This window comes from Streptomyces sp. NPDC059875 (assembly GCF_042731085.1).
Taxonomy (GTDB): Bacteria; Actinomycetota; Actinomycetes; order Streptomycetales; family Streptomycetaceae; genus Streptomyces.
On record NZ_JBHWJZ010000010.1, the window covers coordinates 198341 to 214071 of the forward strand.

Here is a 15731-nt window from a genome sequence, read left to right on the forward strand (position 1 = left end):
GGTTGAATCCAGGGCACGGGCGCCCGACGCAGGCGGGCGCGGACAGGTCAGCTGTTGCGGGGAGAGCATGAACGACGGGAAGCCCACCGGCCAGAAGCCGAAGTGGTGGAGCCGGCCTACGAGTACGCCGGCGGTCCGGGAGATACCGGAGCCGCCGGCCGCGGACGAGGGTGACTTCACGCTCGCCGCCCCCGCGGCACCGGAGCCCCCCGGGGCCTCCGCCCCACACACCGGCCCCGACGCCATCGAGGCCCCGGGGGCCCATGGCCCGGAGGCCCATGGCCCGGAGGCCCATGGCCCGGAAGCCCAGGGCCCGGAGGCCCAGGGAGTCCCGGAGACCCTGGGGGCCCCTGAGGCCCAGGGAGTCCCGCAAGGCCCGGAGGCCACGGGGTCCCTGGAGGCGCCGGATTCCCGGGCCCCGGAAGCCCAGGGAGTCCCGCAGGGCCCGGAGACCCTGGCGGCCCCTGAAGCCCTGGGGGTCACCGAGACCCTGGAGGCTCCGGCGGGCGGTCAGGCTCCCGCCGTACCGCAGCAGGCGCAGCCCGAGCACCAGACGCAGACGCCGCAGGCGCAGCCTCTGCACGAGCCCGACGAGTACCGGACCCCGCCCTACGGCGGGCCCGGTCCCTGGGCCCCCGCCCCGCCCGTGCAGCGGCCGGTGGCGACCCCGGCCCACGGGGTCCCCGTACCGCCGCAGCCCACGGCTCCTCAGCACACCGTCGCGCAGCCGGTCGCTCCGCAGCCGGTCGCGCCCCAGCCGGTCGCTCCGCAGGCAGCCGCGCCCCAGCCGGTCGCGTCCCAGCCCGCTCAGTGGGTGCAGTACGACCCCTGGGGAGCCCCTGGCGCCCCGCTGACCATCGGTGCCGAGCCGCCCGCCAAGTCCCGGCGTTCACGGCGCGGGCTCGCGCTCACGGGCGCGCTGGTCTTCGCCGTGATCACGGGCGTTCTCGGCGGCGCGGTCGGCGCCTACGTCGAGCGCAACGGCGGCATCAGCACCCTCGAGCTGCCCCAGGCCGGCCCCGAGGACTCCGGCCGCGCGCCCGACAGCGTCGCCGGGATCGCGGCCAGCGCCCTGCCCAGCGTCGTCACCCTGCACGTCAGCGGCGGCGGTTCCGCCGGCACCGGGACCGGTTTCGTCCTGGACACCCAGGGCCACATCCTGACCAACAACCACGTGGTCGACGGGGCGGGGACCTCCGGGGACATCTCGGTCACCTTCAGCAGTGGCGAGACCGCGAGCGCGAAGCTGGTCGGCAAGGACAGCGGCTACGACCTCGCCGTCGTCAAGGTCACCGGCGTCTCGGGGCTCAAGCCCCTGCCGCTCGGCAACTCCGACAACGTACGGGTCGGCGACCCGGTCGTGGCCATCGGTGCCCCCTTCGACCTCCAGAACACCGTCACCTCCGGCATCATCAGCGCCAAGGAGCGGCCCATCACGGCCGGCGGCGAGAAGGGCGACGGCAGCGACGTCAGCTATGTCGACGCGCTCCAGACCGACGCGCCGATAAACCCGGGCAATTCGGGCGGTCCGCTGGTCGACTCCAAGGCCCGCGTCATCGGCATCAACAGCGCCATCCGCGCCGCCGGTGGCGGCGAGGGCGGCGAGGGCGGCGGTCAGTCCGGCTCCATCGGCCTGGGCTTCGCCATCCCGATCAACCAGGGCAAGCGGGTCGCCGAGGAGCTCATCAACACCGGCAAGGCCACCCACCCCGTCATCGGTGTGAGCCTCGACATGCAGTTCAACGGCGACGGCGCCCGCGTCGGCGAGAAGGGCAAGGACGGCTCGGCCGCCGTCACCGCCGGCGGCCCGGCCGCCAAGGCCGGCATCCGGCCCGGCGACGTCATCACCAAGGTCGACGGCCAGCGGGTCCACAGCGGCGAGGAGTTGATCGTCAAGATCCGCGCCCACCGTCCGGGGGACCGGCTGGAGCTGACGCTGTTGCGCGGAGGCAAAGAGCAGACCAAGACGTTGACGCTCGGTTCCTCGCAAGGCGACTGAGCGCCATGTGGGCGACACCGCAAGGTACCCGCCCGGCAGTTTCGGCGGGTACCGTGGAGCGGGCCCCGGACCCCGTGTAAGGAGCAGCAAGGTGTTCAACGACCTAGGCATACTCGAGCTCGTGACGCTCGTGGTCCTCGCCGTGCTCATTTTTGGCCCGGACAAGCTGCCGAAGGTCATCCAGGACGTCTCGCGCTTCATCCGCAAGATCCGCGAGTTCTCCGAGAGCGCGAAGCAGGACATCCGGACCGAGCTGGGGCCCGAGTTCAAGGACTTCGAGTTCGAGGACCTGAACCCGAAGACGTTCCTGCGCAAGCAGCTCGACGGCAACGAGGACTTCAAGGAGTTGAAGGAGCTGCGCAGCAGCTTCGACCTCAAGAAGGAGATGAACGAGGTCGCCGACGCGGTCAACGGCCGTGAGCCGGAGCCGTCCGCCTCGACTTCCTCGGTGCCCGCGGCGGTCAACGGCTCGCCCGATCTGCTCAAGAAGAAGCAGGACAAGCCGGACGCCGGTGAGCGGCCGCCGTACGACTCCGACGCGACCTGACAACCTGGGCTGACACACCGCGCGCAGGCCGGTGGCTATCCTCCATCTGTTGTCCGCCGACGCGGGCACGACGGATCGAGGAGGCGGCCGAGATGGAGACGACGAGTCGGGTGGAGGGATTGCCCGCAGCCCGGCGTACGGCCGAAGGCTTTCTGCGCGCACCCTTCACCTGGTACGGACTTGACGAGGCGTTCACCGGACCGCGCTGGCTGATGCAGGTGGGCACGGCGGCGGACGGGACCGTCCAGCACGGGTCGATGGGCCACGGCGACGAGCCGTCCATAAAGTCCGATGCGAGCGGAGCGGAGAAGGAGCGCTTCGCGGTCGTCGTGACGGTCGCGGCGAACCCGGTGCGGCGCTCGGGCGACGGTACGGGCGTCCTGGAAGCCACCACGGTCTCCTCCGCCGCCTGGCTGGCCGGCTCGGGGCTGCTCGCGTACACCTGGCCCGCGCAGCTGGACCACTCGCTGCGGGACGACTGGCTGGACCAGCAGACGGAGGCCGCGTTCGAGCTGGCGGACGACCTGACGGGCCCGGAGTGGTCGACGTTGTCGCTGCCGGTGGACGGCGTGCCGGTGCCGTTCCACTACCGGGAGTCGGAGTTCGGCTGGGTGCTTGCCGGGTCTGCGGGTGAGGTGCACATCGGGGCGTACGGCAGGGGCATGAGCGCGTACGGGCTCGGGTTCGCCGGGGTGAAGGACCTCGGGCTGTACGCCGCCTCCTAGACGCGAGAACTCCTAGGCACGAGAACTCCTGGGCGCGAGAAAGGGGGCACCCCGAACGGGGTGCCCCCTCACGCGTCTCAGAACTTGTTGCGCGGGGTGATGCCCAGGCTCATGCCCGAGAGGCCCCTGGCGCGGCCGCCGAGCTTGCCGGCGATGGAGCGGAGCGCCGAGCCCGCGGGGGAGTCCGGGTCGGTCAGGACGACCGGCTTCCCCTCGTCGCCGCCCTCGCGCAGGCGGACGTCGATCGGGATGGAGCCGAGGACCGGAACCGTCGCGCCCGTGGTCTTCGTCAGCCCGTCCGCGACCTTCTGGCCGCCGCCCGTGCCGAAGACGTCGACCATCTCGTCGCAGTGCGGGCACGGCAGGCCCGACATGTTCTCGACGACGCCGACGATCTTCTGGTGGGTCTGGACGGCGATCGAGCCGGCCCGCTCGGCGACCTCGGCCGCCGCCTGCTGCGGGGTCGTGACGACGAGGATCTCGGCGTTCGGCACCAGCTGCGCCACCGAGATCGCGATGTCGCCCGTGCCCGGGGGCAGGTCGAGCAGCAGCACGTCCAGGTCACCCCAGTACACGTCCGCGAGGAACTGCTGGAGTGCGCGGTGGAGCATCGGGCCGCGCCATACGACCGGGGCGTTGCCCGGGGTGAACATACCGATGGAGATGACCTTCACACCGTTCGCGGACGGCGGCATGATCATGTTCTCGACCTGGGTCGGACGGCCGTCCACACCCAGCATGCGGGGCACCGAGTGCCCGTAGATGTCGGCGTCGACGACACCGACCTTCAGACCGTCGGCGGCCATCGCCGCGGCCAGGTTCACGGTCACGGAGGACTTGCCGACGCCGCCCTTGCCGGAGGCGACCGCGTACACGCGGGTCAGCGAGCCGGGCTTCGCGAACGGCACCTCACGCTCGGCCGTCGTGCCGCGCAGCGCCGAGGCGAGCTCCTTGCGCTGCTCGTCGCTCATCACGTCCAGCGTGACGTCGACGCCGGAGACGCCTTCGACCCGGGAGACGGCGTCGGTGACGCGCTGGGTGATCGTGTCACGCATCGGGCAGCCGGAGACGGTGAGGTAGACCGTGACGGCGACCCTGCCGTCGGAACCGATCTCCACCGACTTGACCATGCCGAGCTCAGTGATCGGTTTGTTGATCTCGGGGTCGTTCACCGTCGCCAGTGCTTCAAGCACCGCGTCTTCCGTAGCCATACGGACGATGGTACGGCGCCGACCACCGACCCCGGAAAGACCCGTCAGCGGTCGGGTACGTCACTTCTGTGATCGCCGCCGGAGGGGAATAGATCGCGGTGGTCCCGATGACCGTCACTGCGCTCCTCCATCTCCTTGATCAGGTCCTGGAGCTCCGAACGGATCCAGTCGCGGGTCGCCACCTCCCCCAGACCCATCCGCAGCGCCGCGATCTCCCGGGTCAGGTACTCGGTGTCCGCGATGGACCGCTCGTTCTGCTTCCTGTCCTGTTCGAGATTGACCCGGTCCCGGTCGTCCTGACGGTTCTGGGCGAGGAGGATCAGCGGGGCCGCGTACGAGGCCTGGAGCGACAGGGCGAGCGTCAGGAAGATGAACGGGTACTCGTCGAACTTCAGCGACGACGGCGCGAAGATGTTCCACAGCACCCAGACGATGATCGTCACCGTCATCCAGACGATGAACCGCCCGGTCCCCAGGAAACGCGCGATCCGCTCCGAGAACCGCCCGAAGGCCTCGGGGTCGTACTCGGGCAGCAGCCTGAGCCGTCGCTCCCGCGGGAGGTCGAGCCGGATCCGGGGCATGGACCGTTCCCGGTCCCTCTCCCTCTCCCGCTCCCGCTCGTGCGTGCGCTCAGCCGCCATGCGTCACCCCCTCGTCGTGGAACTCGGTCTCCCGCCAGTCCTCCGGCAGCAGATGGTCGAGTACGTCGTCGACGGTGACCGCACCGAGCAGGGACCCGCTCTCGTCCACCACCGGCGCCGCGACCATGTTGTACGCGGCGAGGTAGCTGGTGACGGCGGGCAGCGGGGTGTCCGGGGACAGCGGCGGCAGGTCGCTGTCGACCAGCGAGCTGACCAGCGTGAACGGCGGGTCGCGGAGCAGCCGCTGGAAGTGCACCGTGCCCAGGTACTTGCCCGTCGGCGTCTCGTCCGGCGGCCGGCACACGTACACCTGCGCCGCGAGCGCCGGGGAGAGGTCCTGCTGCCGTACGCGGGCCAGCGCGTCCGCCACCGTGGCGTCCGGCCGCAGCACGATCGGCTCGGTCGTCATCAACCCGCCCGCCGTCCGCTCCTCGTACGCGAGCAGACGGCGTACGTCGGCGGCGTCGTCCGGGCGCATCAGGGTGAGCAGCCGCTCCTTGTCCTCCTCCGGCAGCTCGGAGAGCAGGTCGGCCGCGTCGTCCGGATCCATCGCCTCCAGGACGTCGGCGGCCCGCTCCTCCTTCAGCTTGCCGAGGATCTCGATCTGGTCGTCCTCCGGCAGCTCCTCCAGGACGTCGGCGAGCCGGTCGTCGTCGAGCGCCGCGGCGACCTCGGCGCGCCGCTTGGGCGAGAGGTGGTGCAGCACATTGGCCAGGTCGGCGGGGCGCAGCCGCTCGAACGTGGCGACCAGGCTCTCGGCACCCTGCCCCTCCTCCTCCAGCGAGAAGCCACTGACCGCCGACCACTCCACGGTCAGCGTCTCGCCCTTGCGGCGCAGCGCGCCGGGCTTGCCGCGCCGTACGAAGACCTTGTCGATCTCCCAGTCGCGGCGGGCCGGCAGCTGCTGGATGGCCACGTCCAGGACGGTGACCTCCTCGTCCGTCTCCACGAGCTTCACCCGGCGGTCGAGCAGCTCGCCGAGGACGAGCCGCTCCGTGGGGCGCTGCTCGAAGCGGCGCATGTTCACCACGCCCGTGGTGATGACCTGGCCGGACTCGACGCCCGTGATGCGGGTCATCGGGACGAAGACCCGGCGGCGGCTGAGGACCTCGACGACCATGCCGAGCAGCCGGGGCGGGCGGCGGCCCACCCGGAGCATGGCGACGAGGTCGCTGACCCGGCCCACCTGGTCGCCGTTGGGGTCGAACACGGGGACACCGGCGAGGTGCGAGACGAAGATCCGGGGGGCGCCTGCCGCCATGCCACGCGCCTCCTCGATGTCGCACGATTCGGGTCATTGCCGAGGTATGCCGGGTTCAGGCTAGCCCGTGCCATTCGGTGGCGCCCCGGCAGAGCGCCCGTACGGCTGCCTGTGGGGCCGTTCCCCCGCCCGGGTACGCTGCGTGCTGCCGTCCCCCCACCGACGACGTTCGAGAGGCAGCGCAGGTGACCGCACTCCCCACTGCATCGCGCATCCGCCGGGCCGTCCTGCCCGTGGCGCTCTGCGCCGGTCTCGTGGCGGGACTCACCGCCTGCGCATCGGATCCGGACGAGGGGACGAACGGGGTCGGGAAGCTCGAGGCGACCGCCATCGAGCAGAAGGCGCAGTCCGCCGCCGACACGGCGAAGGCGGTACGGCTCGCCGGCACCCTGGTCAGCAAGGGCGGCACGTACAAGCTGAACATGCGGCTCAAGCAGGACGGCGCGAGCGGTTCGGTGACCACGAAGAACAGCACGTTCGAGCTGCTGCGGATCGGTGACGCGCTCTACATGAAGGCCGACGCGGGCTTCTGGGCGCACGACGGCGACACGTCCGACGGCGAGGCGAACGGGGGCGCGGGGTCCGGCGGCGGGGAGTCCGGCGGCGGGGCGTCCGACGCGCCGACCGAGTCGGACAGCGAGGCCGCCGACAAGCTCGACGACAAGTACGTGAAGGTGCCGCAGGACGACCCCTCGTACAAGCAGCTGCGCGGCTTCACCGACATGGGCCTGCTCCTCGACGGGCTCCTCGGGCTGCACGGCGAGGTCGTCAAGGGCGACCGCGACAAGATCGGCGGCCTGCGCACGGTCAAGGTCAAGGGCGGGGAGGACGGCGAGGGCGGAACCCTGGACGTCTCGCTGGACGGAACTCCGTTCCCGCTCCGGTTCGCACGCGGCGGTGGAGCGGGCGTGGTGGTGCTGTCCGAGTGGGACAAGGACTTCCCGCTGGAAGAGCCGTCGAAGGACCAGACCCTGGACTACGGCAAGCAGCTGCCGCGCACCTGAGGGCCTGGGCGTCGCGTCAGCGCTTGCGCCGCTTGAACAGCAGGCGGGGGAGCGCCGCGGGCACCGGCCGCCTCGTCGTGGCCTCCGACGGCTGCGGGGCCGCGGCAAGGGACCCGTCCGGCAGGTCCGTCGTGGAGCCCACCGGCTCGAGCCGCAGCACCCGGCACTCCCGCGCCCACCGCTCCGGCATCGCCTCGCCGTCCGTCGCGTTCAGGCGCTTGCCCTTCAGCTCGGCGACCGCCGCGTCCCACTCCTGCGAACCCGGAGCCAGTTCGCTCACCGCCGCCGTCCAGGCGACGATCCGGCCGCCCTTGTCCTTGCTGCGAACCGTCACCTCGGCCGTCGCGCCCGCGACGAGACCGGGGAGCGGCTGCTCGCCGGGGCCGTCGCCCACGACGTGCGCCGCACCCTCGTGCCAGACGTGCCACAGCGCCCGGGCCGCGGGGGCGTCGCCCCGGACCCAGATGAGGCCGGACTTCTTGGTGGCCTCCTCGACGAGGGCGAGGCCGAGCGGCGTGTCTGTCATGCCCCGCAGCCTATCTAGAGCCAGCCGTTGCGCTTGAGGGTCCGGTGGATGGCGAAACAGATCACCGTGATGCCGACGAGCACCATCGGGTAGCCGTACTTCCACTCCAGCTCGGGCATGTGGTCGAAGTTCATCCCGTACACACCGCAGACCGCCGTCGGTACGGCGATGATCGCCGCCCAGGAGGTGATCTTGCGCATGTCCTCGTTCTGCGTGACCGTCGCCTGGGCCAGGTTGGCCTGGAGGATCGAGTTGAGGAGCTCGTCGAAGCCGACGACCTGCTCCTGCACGCGCGCGAGGTGGTCGGCGACGTCGCGGAAGTACTTCTGGATGTCCGGGTCCACCAGCCGCATCGGGCGCTCGCTCAGCAGCTGCATCGGGCGCAGCAGCGGGGTGACGGCCCGCTTGAACTCCAGTACCTCACGCTTCAGCTGGTAGATCCGGCCCGTGTCGGTGCCGCGCGTGGAGCCCTTGGCCGGCGGGGAGAAGACGTCGATCTCGATCTGGTCGATGTCGAGCTCGACCGCGTCGGCGACCGCGATGTAGCCGTCGACGACATGGTCGGCGATGGCGTGCAGGACGGCGGAAGGCCCTTTGGCGAGCAGTTCGGGCTCGCCCTGGAGGCGGTGGCGGAGGTTGCGCAGCGAGCCCTGCCCGCCGTGCCGGACGGTGATGACGAAGTCGGGGCCGGTGAAGCACATCACCTCGCCGGTCTCGACGACCTCGCTGGTGGCGGTGAGCTCGGCGTGCTCGACGTAGTGGATCGTCTTGAAGACGGTGAAGAGGGTGTCGTCGTACCGCTCCAGCTTGGGCCGCTGGTGGGCGTGGACGGCGTCCTCGACGGCGAGCGGGTGGAGCCCGAACTCGGCGGCGATACCGGCGAATTCGGACTCCGTCGGCTCGTGCAGGCCGATCCAGGCGAAGCCGCCGCTCTCCCGCACCTGGCGCATCGCGCCGCGCGGCGTCAGGCAGGCGCGGTCGTCCACGCGGCGGCCGTCGCGGTAGACGGCGCAGTCGACGACGGCGCTTGAGGCGGACGGGTCGCGGGTGGCGTCGTAGTTGGCGTACGGCGAGGCGAGGGCGGTACCGGTCTTGCGCAGGGAGGGGCGCAGGGAGGGGCGGACCGCGGCGCGCAGGTCACGGATCATCGACATTGGCATGCTCCTTCACGGAGAAGCCGCCGGCGAGGCGTGGCACAGCCCGGAATGGGGACGTGGAGCTACGTCGTCCACAAAGCGGGCGGCACCGCGGATTCGCGGTGACGGCGTTCGCTACAGACAGGCAAAGGCGAAGTGCTCTTCCGTCGTGCGAGATGCCGGATGACGGGGCGGACCGGGTGCGGAAGGCCTCAGATCACCGGGAAGAACGCACCGGGCTCGGGTGCGGGGCGGAAGAGCGGTTGGTACTGCCCGATCGACTTCGATCCACGCAGCCCCACCTCCTCCAGCCGGTCCCCCATGGGGGATGACGAGTAGTCGGGAGTCCCGACCAGCGGCCAAGACTATCAGCCGACAGAGGGTCAATCCCTTCGTTTGCCCGTTCCGTACGCGCTTTATGCTCAAGTCATGGGAGAAGTTCTTGCTCTGGTCGAGGCCCGGTTGCGTACGACGCTCGGTGAGCCCGACGCGCGGGCCGCGGTGACGTTTCTCGGCACGGACCGGATCGAGGTGCTCCGCTTCATCGACGGCGATGTGGTGCGGTACGCCACCCTCGGCATGTCCGCACACCCGATGACCGACCCGACGTCCGCGCTCGCCGACCCGGTGAAGGGCCCTCGCGCGGAACTGGTGCTGTCGGTACGCGCCGGGCTCGCCGAGACCGACAAGGTGCTGCGCCCGCTCGCGGTCCTCGCCTCGACCCCGCAGGTCGAGGGCGTGGTCGTGGCCGCCGGCGCCTCGCTCGACGTGGGTGAACCCCTGTGGCCAGGGGCCCCGTTCAGCTCGGTGCTGGTCGCGGAGCCGGGCGGTCTCGTGGCGGACCTGGACCTCGACGACCCGATGGATCCCGTCCGGTTCCTTCCGCTGCTGCCGATGACGCCGAACGAGGCGGCGTGGAAGCGGGTCCACGGGGCGAAGGCCCTGGAGGAGCGCTGGCTGACGAGCGGCACGGACCTGCGGGATCCGGTGCGCAGGTCCGTATCGCTGGACTAGGGGCAGGGCGCCGCGTCGGCGCGGGCCGTGGGCAGGGTCCGACGGCCCGCGCCGATCCGGCGGGGAGACGAAGCCGGTGACATGCATCCCGACGGCGTCGAGATGATTGCGATATGCACAGAATGAGTCGGGCGAGCCAGTAGCTGTACGTTGCACTTATCACTCGGGGTGAACTGGTCGGGCCGGACGGGTGATCGTCCTTGACGCGGACGCGGCGGGGTAGGACCGTTGGGCTCTATGAGGGGCGAACCCAGTTGCCCGAAGTGCGGTGGCCGGGTCAGGGCGCCCGGTCTTTTTGCCGACTCCTGGCAGTGCGACGTGCACGGCTCGGTGCACCCGCTGCAACCCGTGATCCCGCCCAGCGTCGAGGCCCTAGGTGTCGTGGTGCACCGGGCCCAGGTGCCGGTGTGGATGCCGTGGCCCCTGCCCGTCGGATGGCTCTTCACCGGCGTCGCGTACGCCGGTGACGACCGCAGCGGAGGGCGCGCGACGGCCGTCGCCTGCTCCGGTCCCGGGCCGCTCGGGGGGATCGGCGAGCTGCTGCTCATCGCCGAGGAGCTCGGTGTCGGACTCGGCGCGCGGTACGCCGGGATCGACGGACCCGACCCCGGTCCCCACATGTCCATCGAGAAGCCCGCCCAGACCAAGGTGCTCGCCGCCGGACGGCCGACGCCGCTGTGGCACGTGAACGGCGCGCCGCAGGACCGCGCGGTCTTCGCGGGGGAGGCGCGCGGGCTGTGGCTGTGGGCGATCGTGTGGCCCGAGCAGTCGGGCCTTCTGATGTACGACGAGCTGGTGCTGACCGACCTGCGGGACGCGGGTGCGGAGGTCGAGCTGCTGCCGTGCGGGGCGCTGACGCCGCGTCTGCTGGCGTAGGGGGCGGTGGGGTGGTCAGGGGGTAGGGGGCCGGGCCTTCGCGGCCGAGCGGGGTGGGGGTGTTCGAATCCCCCGTTATGCTGGAGCGTCCCCTTCGTCCGCCCCGAACCCTGGAGTACCGCGTCGTGCGCATCGACCTGCACACCCACTCCACGGCGTCGGACGGCACGGACACCCCGGCCGAGCTGGTCCGCAACGCGGCCGCCGCCGGACTCGACGTCGTCGCCCTCACCGACCACGACACGACCCGTGGGTACGCCGAGGCGATCGCCGCGCTTCCCGAGGGGCTGACCCTCGTCACCGGAGCCGAGCTGTCCTGCCGGATCGACGGGGTCGGGCTGCACATGCTCGCCTACCTCTTCGACCCCGACGAGCCCGAACTGGCCGCCGAGCGCGAGCTGGTCAGGGACGACCGGGTGCCGCGCGCCCGGGCGATGGTCGGCAAGCTCCAGGAGCTCGGCGTCCCCGTCACCTGGGAGCAGGTCGCCCGGATCGCGGGGGACGGCTCGGTGGGCCGCCCGCACGTCGCGGAGGCGCTGGTCGAACTCGGCGTCGTACCGGACGTGTCCGGGGCGTTCACGCAGGAGTGGCTGGCGGACGGCGGACGCGCGTACGTCGAGAAGCACGAGCTCGACCCGTTCGACGCGATCCGGCTCGTCAAGGCGGCCGGCGGCGTCACGGTCTTCGCGCACCCGCTCGCCGTCAAGCGCGGCGAGGTCGTGCCGGAGTCCGCGATGGCCCGGCTCGCGGAGGCCGGCCTCGACGGCATCGAGGTCGACCACATGGACCACGACGAGGCGACGCGGGCGCGGCTGCGCGGGCTCGCGAAGGAGCTCGGGCTGCTCGCCACGGGCTCCAGCGACTACCACGGCAGCCGCAAGACGTGCCGCCTCGGGGACTTCACCACCGACCCCGAGATCTACGGCGAAATCACCCGCCGCGCCACGGGCGCCTTCCCGGTCCCGGGCACGGGAGGACTCGCGTAGCCCCTGAAGGCCCTGCTCCCGGCCCTCGGTGACCGGCCCCTCACGGGCTGCCCCCGCCGTGCCGACCGCAGTCCTGGGTGGCCACGCACCTGACGCCTTGGTGACCGAACACCGCCGGAAAGCTCCCGGCGGGGCCTCTGGCGGGAGCCTGGTCGGGTCCTCCGGCGGGGGTCCCGGTCGGGCGCCTCGTGGGAGTCCGGTCGGGTGCCTTCTGGTCCGGCCCCGGTGGGAGCCCAGTCGGATCCCGGCGGAATCCTCAGGCGGGAGTCCGGTCGGTTCCTGGCGGAGTCCTCCGGCGAGGTCGGTCGGGCCGCTGGCGGAGTCCTCGTCAGGTCACTGCCGGAACCCGCTGCGGGAAGCTCCGACCGGCGTTTCGGCGGGCCCGGTGGGCCTGGCGGGACGCCGCGCCGCCCCGGCGGTGGCCACCTCGGCCGGCGCCCCGCGGAGCCCCTCGGTATCGGCCCGGCGGAAGCCCGGACGCGCTGCCACGGAGTTCCCCGGCAGGGGCCCGAGGGCAGTCAGGTCGGCTCTCCGCAGGAGGCATCGGCGGGTCTGTTCGCACTCCTGGTCCGGCCTCCGGCGGAGGCACCGGCAGGGGCCCGCGGGGAGTCCGGTCCGTCCCGGTCGCCCGGGGGTCCCGCCCGGCCCACGCCACCCATCCACCCCACCGCGCCCGCCTCAGGGCGCACACCCACCCCTCGTACACCCCACATCGCAAGGCTCATCGTGTTCGACGTCGCCGTCTTCGGCTCGCTGTTTCTCACCCTTTTTGTGATCATGGATCCCCCCGGGATCACCCCGATCTTCCTCGCCCTCACCTCCGGCCGGCCCGCCAAGGTCCAGCGGCGGATGGCCTGGCAGGCCGTCGCCGTGGCCTTCGGCGTCATCACCGTCTTCGGCATCCTCGGGCAGCAGATCCTCGACTATCTCCACGTGTCCGTCCCCGCCCTGATGATCGCGGGCGGTCTGCTCCTGCTGCTCATCGCGCTCGACCTGCTCACCGGCAAGACCGACGAGCCCAAGCAGACCAAGGACGTCAACGTCGCCCTCGTCCCCCTCGGCATGCCGCTGCTCGCCGGGCCCGGTGCGATCGTGTCCGTGATCCTCGCCGTGCAGCACGCCGACGGCGCCGCCGCCCAGGTCTCGGTCTGGGCCGCGATCGTCGCCATGCACGTCGTGCTCTGGCTGACCATGCGCTACTCGCTGGTGATCATCCGCGTCATCAAGGACGGCGGTGTCGTGCTGGTGACCCGGCTCGCCGGCATGATGCTGTCGGCCATCGCCGTGCAGCAGATCATCAACGGTGTGACGCAGATCGTCCAGGGAGCCTAGAGGCCCAGGTCGGAGCCGCACACCACTGCGCCCCCGTACGGATTCCGGTTCACGGAGTCCATGCGGGGGCGCGGTGCGTCTGAGCGGTTGCCTTGTTATGAGGCCGTGGTGTCGGCCGGGCGGATCCAGATGCGCTGGCCGATCGAGGCGGCCTGCTGCACGATCCGGTTGACGGAGGCGGCGTCCACGACGGTCCGGTCGACGGGCGTGCCGTCGATGTCGTCGAGTCGCAGGATTTCGAAGCGCATGGGCTTCTCCCTTCGTCTGGAGTTGATCCTCCTGGTGGAGAACTGCGTTGCGTGTTACGTACTGGTCCAACGGGATGCATCCTGCAAACATTCCCTACGCTAAGGAAATTTTTTGGATGTCTAACTACTAACCGGTAGGGGACGTTGGCGGGCGGGCCCGGACCGGCGGAGAATGAGGCCGGTATGAACGACGCAGAGACACCACAGACGACGCCCGGCGACCCGGTCCGTGACCTCGGCGTCCGCCTGGAGCGCACCAATGAGCTCCTCCAGCGGATGCTGGCCGAGGTGGCGAAAACCCCTTCGACTCATGCCATCTTCGTCGACGCAGGTTACGTCTATGCTGCGGCCGGGTTGCTGGTCGCGGGCACCGAGGACCGCCGCTCCTTCGACCTCGACGCCGAGGGGCTGATCGAGGCCTTCATCGACAAGGCCCGCACGATCTTCGCGGACAGCCGGCTGCTGCGGGTGTACTGGTACGACGGCGCGCGGCGCCGGATCCACACCCCCGAGCAGCAGTCGATCGCCGAGCTGCCCGACGTCAAGGTCCGCCTCGGCAACCTCAACGCCAACAATCAGCAGAAGGGCGTCGACTCCCTCATCCGCACCGACCTGGAGTCCCTCGCCCGGCACCGCGCCATCAGCGACGCCGCCCTCGTCGGCGGCGACGAGGACCTCGTCTCGGCCGTCGAGGCCGCCCAGGGGTACGGAGCCCGCGTCCACCTCTGGGGCATCGAGGCCGCCGAGGGACGCAACCAGGCCGAGCCGCTGCTCTGGGAGGTCGACAGCCAGCGCACCTTCGACCTCGACTTCTGCCGCCCCTACGTCACCCGCCGACCCGTCACGACGTACGAGAACGAGGGCGAGCCCCCGCCCTCGCGCGACGAGGTCCGCTTCGTCGGTGCCCAGATCGCCGCGACCTGGCTCGTCGAACGGGGCCGCGACGCACTGGCCGAGCTGCTGCCCGGGCATCCGTATCTGCCCGGACCGGTCGACCAGGACCTTCTTATCGAGGCGGAGAAGCTGCTCAGCCGTTCCCTGCGCGGGCACGCGGCGCTGAGAAGGGCGCTGCGGGACGGGTTCTGGCAGCACCTCCAGGCCCAGTACTGAGGACCCCTACGGGCAGCGCTCCCAGAACGCGGTCAGCCGGTCGGCCAGCTCCTGCGGATGGGACACGTTGGGGGAGTGGCCCGCGCCCGCGACCACCGTGTGATGGGCGCCGGTCCGCCGCGCCGCCTCCGCCAGGCTCGCCGTCGGCCAGACCATCTCCTCGTCCCCGTAGGCGATGTGCAACGGCACGGTGAGCCGCGCCAGTTGCGCCGTACCGTCCCGGTCTCGCCGCAACAGCCGCCCCGCCGCGGAGAGTTGGACGATCCGTGTGCGCATCCAGCGGCGCCGCAGGAAGCTCACGATCTCCGGCGGGTCGGTCACGCCCGGCTCCTCGCCCCGGCTGTCCAGCCAGCGCGTCGCCCGCCAGACGCGCTCCTTGGACAGCAGCGCGAGCGCCCCGCGCAGCACCCGGACGCGGACGCGCTGCGGCCGGGCCACCCGGCCGGGCCCCGACGAGAGCAGGGTCAGCGAACGGAACGCCTCCGGCGCCATCCAGGCCGCCGCCCTCGCCACCAGTCCGCCGAACGAATGCCCCAGCAGATGCACGGGCCCGTCGCCGAGCGCCGCGGCCTGGGCGACGGCGTCGAGGGCCAGCGCCCGTCGGCTGTAGGCGCCCCGGTGCCGCGGCCCCGGTGTCTCGTGCTGGCCCCGGCCGTCGACCGCGACGGCGCGGTACCCGGCGTCGCTCAGCGGCCCGAGCAGCGCGAGGAAGTCCTCCTTGCTGCCGGTGTAGCCGGGCAGCAGCAGTACCGTGCCGCGGGCCTCGCCGTCGGGTGCGGTGTCCAGGACGGCGAAGTCTCCGCGTGCCGTCACGAGCCGGTAGGCGCGGGTGCGCGGCGGCCGCGCCAGGGACCGGGGCTTGCTCATAGAGGGACTGTAACCGCACCTCGGGACCGGTCACCGAGGCAGACCTCCGGGGTGATCCTTTTCGCCTCAGGGGCTCTCGTTCTCGACAGCTGTATCGACGGGTTCGAGAGCCGCATCGACGGCCTCCGCGTGCGGGGACTCCCCGGCCGGTGGCGAAACGACAGGGCGGCCCGCTCCCCGGGCAGGTGCCGGGCGGCCCCGGGGGGTGGGGGGGGGCGCAGGTGTCGGGGGGGGCGGCCGCGGGCATA

The 15731-nt window shown here is 71.6% G+C and carries 16 protein-coding genes; 9 read left to right on the forward strand and 7 right to left on the reverse strand.

Going from position 1 to position 15731, the window contains the following annotated elements:
- Positions 1 to 67: 67 nt before the first annotated feature.
- From ACFV9D_RS15645 to ACFV9D_RS15655, 3 genes are all read left to right on the forward strand, one after another.
- Complete coding sequence (locus ACFV9D_RS15645) at positions 68 to 1999, forward strand: trypsin-like peptidase domain-containing protein (RefSeq protein WP_385145654.1); 1932 nt, start codon at positions 68 to 70, stop codon at positions 1997 to 1999.
- 91 nt (positions 2000 to 2090) lie between these two features.
- Complete coding sequence (locus tag ACFV9D_RS15650) at positions 2091 to 2546, forward strand: sec-independent translocase (RefSeq protein WP_385145656.1); 456 nt, start codon at positions 2091 to 2093, stop codon at positions 2544 to 2546.
- 92 nt (positions 2547 to 2638) lie between these two features.
- Positions 2639 to 3271: a hypothetical protein gene (locus ACFV9D_RS15655; protein ID WP_385145658.1), complete on the forward strand. Its 633-nt coding sequence runs from the start codon at positions 2639 to 2641 to the stop codon at positions 3269 to 3271.
- Positions 3272 to 3348: 77 nt separating this feature from the next.
- On the opposite strand, the gene ACFV9D_RS15660 is transcribed toward ACFV9D_RS15655, so the two are convergent.
- The 3 genes from ACFV9D_RS15660 to ACFV9D_RS15670 are packed head-to-tail and all read right to left on the reverse strand — an operon-like array spanning position 3349 to position 6384.
- Positions 3349 to 4482 (reverse strand): Mrp/NBP35 family ATP-binding protein, encoded by a 1134-nt coding sequence (locus ACFV9D_RS15660; protein ID WP_385145660.1) that lies wholly within the window; start codon positions 4480 to 4482, stop codon positions 3349 to 3351.
- A gap of 44 nt (positions 4483 to 4526) precedes the next feature.
- Complete coding sequence (locus ACFV9D_RS15665) at positions 4527 to 5123, reverse strand: DUF1003 domain-containing protein (protein ID WP_385145662.1); 597 nt, start codon at positions 5121 to 5123, stop codon at positions 4527 to 4529.
- Entirely contained in the window at positions 5113 to 6384 is a 1272-nt protein-coding gene (locus tag ACFV9D_RS15670) for a magnesium transporter MgtE N-terminal domain-containing protein (protein ID WP_385145664.1), read from the reverse strand. Before ACFV9D_RS15670 ends, ACFV9D_RS15665 begins: the two co-directional genes overlap by 11 nt.
- Positions 6385 to 6569: 185 nt before the next feature.
- Here ACFV9D_RS15670 and ACFV9D_RS15675 point away from each other — a divergent pair, with 185 nt between their 5' ends.
- On the forward strand, positions 6570 to 7388 hold the full coding sequence (locus ACFV9D_RS15675) for a hypothetical protein (RefSeq protein WP_385145666.1): 819 nt from the start codon (positions 6570 to 6572) through the stop codon (positions 7386 to 7388).
- A gap of 16 nt (positions 7389 to 7404) precedes the next feature.
- Here the strand turns inward: ACFV9D_RS15675 and ACFV9D_RS15680 are convergent, their stop codons facing one another.
- Both ACFV9D_RS15680 and ACFV9D_RS15685 read right to left on the reverse strand, forming a co-directional pair.
- Positions 7405 to 7914 (reverse strand): hypothetical protein, encoded by a 510-nt coding sequence (locus tag ACFV9D_RS15680; protein ID WP_385145668.1) that lies wholly within the window; start codon positions 7912 to 7914, stop codon positions 7405 to 7407.
- Positions 7915 to 7928: 14 nt separating this feature from the next.
- Complete coding sequence (locus ACFV9D_RS15685; protein ID WP_385145670.1) at positions 7929 to 9068, reverse strand: magnesium and cobalt transport protein CorA; 1140 nt, start codon at positions 9066 to 9068, stop codon at positions 7929 to 7931.
- A gap of 411 nt (positions 9069 to 9479) precedes the next feature.
- Between ACFV9D_RS15685 and ACFV9D_RS15690 the strand changes: the two genes are divergently transcribed.
- The 4 genes from ACFV9D_RS15690 to ACFV9D_RS15705 all read left to right on the forward strand — a co-directional run bounded on the left by ACFV9D_RS15690 (position 9480) and on the right by ACFV9D_RS15705 (position 13258).
- A complete protein-coding gene (locus ACFV9D_RS15690) occupies positions 9480 to 10064 on the forward strand; it encodes a suppressor of fused domain protein (protein ID WP_385145672.1) in 585 nt (194 codons plus the stop codon).
- Positions 10065 to 10301: 237 nt separating this feature from the next.
- On the forward strand, positions 10302 to 10940 hold the full coding sequence (locus ACFV9D_RS15695; protein ID WP_385145674.1) for a DUF6758 family protein: 639 nt from the start codon (positions 10302 to 10304) through the stop codon (positions 10938 to 10940).
- Positions 10941 to 11065: 125 nt separating this feature from the next.
- Positions 11066 to 11926, forward strand: a complete 861-nt coding sequence (locus ACFV9D_RS15700) for a PHP domain-containing protein (protein ID WP_385145676.1) — start codon at positions 11066 to 11068, stop codon at positions 11924 to 11926.
- Positions 11927 to 12652: 726 nt separating this feature from the next.
- Entirely contained in the window at positions 12653 to 13258 is a 606-nt protein-coding gene (locus ACFV9D_RS15705; protein WP_385145678.1) for a MarC family protein, read from the forward strand.
- A gap of 95 nt (positions 13259 to 13353) precedes the next feature.
- Here the strand turns inward: ACFV9D_RS15705 and ACFV9D_RS15710 are convergent, their stop codons facing one another.
- Complete coding sequence (locus ACFV9D_RS15710; protein ID WP_318103221.1) at positions 13354 to 13506, reverse strand: hypothetical protein; 153 nt, start codon at positions 13504 to 13506, stop codon at positions 13354 to 13356.
- Positions 13507 to 13689: 183 nt separating this feature from the next.
- Here ACFV9D_RS15710 and ACFV9D_RS15715 point away from each other — a divergent pair, with 183 nt between their 5' ends.
- Positions 13690 to 14616 carry an NYN domain-containing protein gene (locus ACFV9D_RS15715; RefSeq protein WP_385145680.1) on the forward strand — a complete coding sequence of 309 codons (927 nt, stop codon included), beginning with the start codon at positions 13690 to 13692 and terminating at the stop codon, positions 14614 to 14616.
- Between the two features lie 6 nt (positions 14617 to 14622).
- On the opposite strand, the gene ACFV9D_RS15720 is transcribed toward ACFV9D_RS15715, so the two are convergent.
- Positions 14623 to 15483 (reverse strand): alpha/beta fold hydrolase, encoded by an 861-nt coding sequence (locus ACFV9D_RS15720; protein ID WP_385145682.1) that lies wholly within the window; start codon positions 15481 to 15483, stop codon positions 14623 to 14625.
- Between the last annotated feature and the right edge of the window lie 248 nt (positions 15484 to 15731).

Excerpts from the sequence above, each read along its gene's own strand:
- ACFV9D_RS15645 (WP_385145654.1), top strand. The coding sequence starts at position 68 with ATGAACGACGGGAAGCCCACCGGCCAGAAGCCGAAGTGGTGGAGCCGG.
- ACFV9D_RS15655 (WP_385145658.1), top strand. The coding sequence starts at position 2,639 with ATGGAGACGACGAGTCGGGTGGAGGGATTGCCCGCAGCCCGGCGTACG.
- ACFV9D_RS15660 (WP_385145660.1), bottom strand. The coding sequence starts at position 4,482 with ATGGCTACGGAAGACGCGGTGCTTGAAGCACTGGCGACGGTGAACGAC.
- ACFV9D_RS15665 (WP_385145662.1), bottom strand. The coding sequence starts at position 5,123 with ATGGCGGCTGAGCGCACGCACGAGCGGGAGCGGGAGAGGGAGAGGGAC.
- ACFV9D_RS15670 (WP_385145664.1), bottom strand. The coding sequence starts at position 6,384 with ATGGCGGCAGGCGCCCCCCGGATCTTCGTCTCGCACCTCGCCGGTGTC.
- ACFV9D_RS15680 (WP_385145668.1), bottom strand. The coding sequence starts at position 7,914 with ATGACAGACACGCCGCTCGGCCTCGCCCTCGTCGAGGAGGCCACCAAG.
- ACFV9D_RS15685 (WP_385145670.1), bottom strand. The coding sequence starts at position 9,068 with ATGTCGATGATCCGTGACCTGCGCGCCGCGGTCCGCCCCTCCCTGCGC.
- ACFV9D_RS15690 (WP_385145672.1), top strand. The coding sequence starts at position 9,480 with ATGGGAGAAGTTCTTGCTCTGGTCGAGGCCCGGTTGCGTACGACGCTC.
- ACFV9D_RS15695 (WP_385145674.1), top strand. The coding sequence starts at position 10,302 with ATGAGGGGCGAACCCAGTTGCCCGAAGTGCGGTGGCCGGGTCAGGGCG.
- ACFV9D_RS15710 (WP_318103221.1), bottom strand. The coding sequence starts at position 13,506 with ATGCGCTTCGAAATCCTGCGACTCGACGACATCGACGGCACGCCCGTC.
- ACFV9D_RS15715 (WP_385145680.1), top strand. The coding sequence starts at position 13,690 with ATGAACGACGCAGAGACACCACAGACGACGCCCGGCGACCCGGTCCGT.
- ACFV9D_RS15720 (WP_385145682.1), bottom strand. The coding sequence starts at position 15,483 with ATGAGCAAGCCCCGGTCCCTGGCGCGGCCGCCGCGCACCCGCGCCTAC.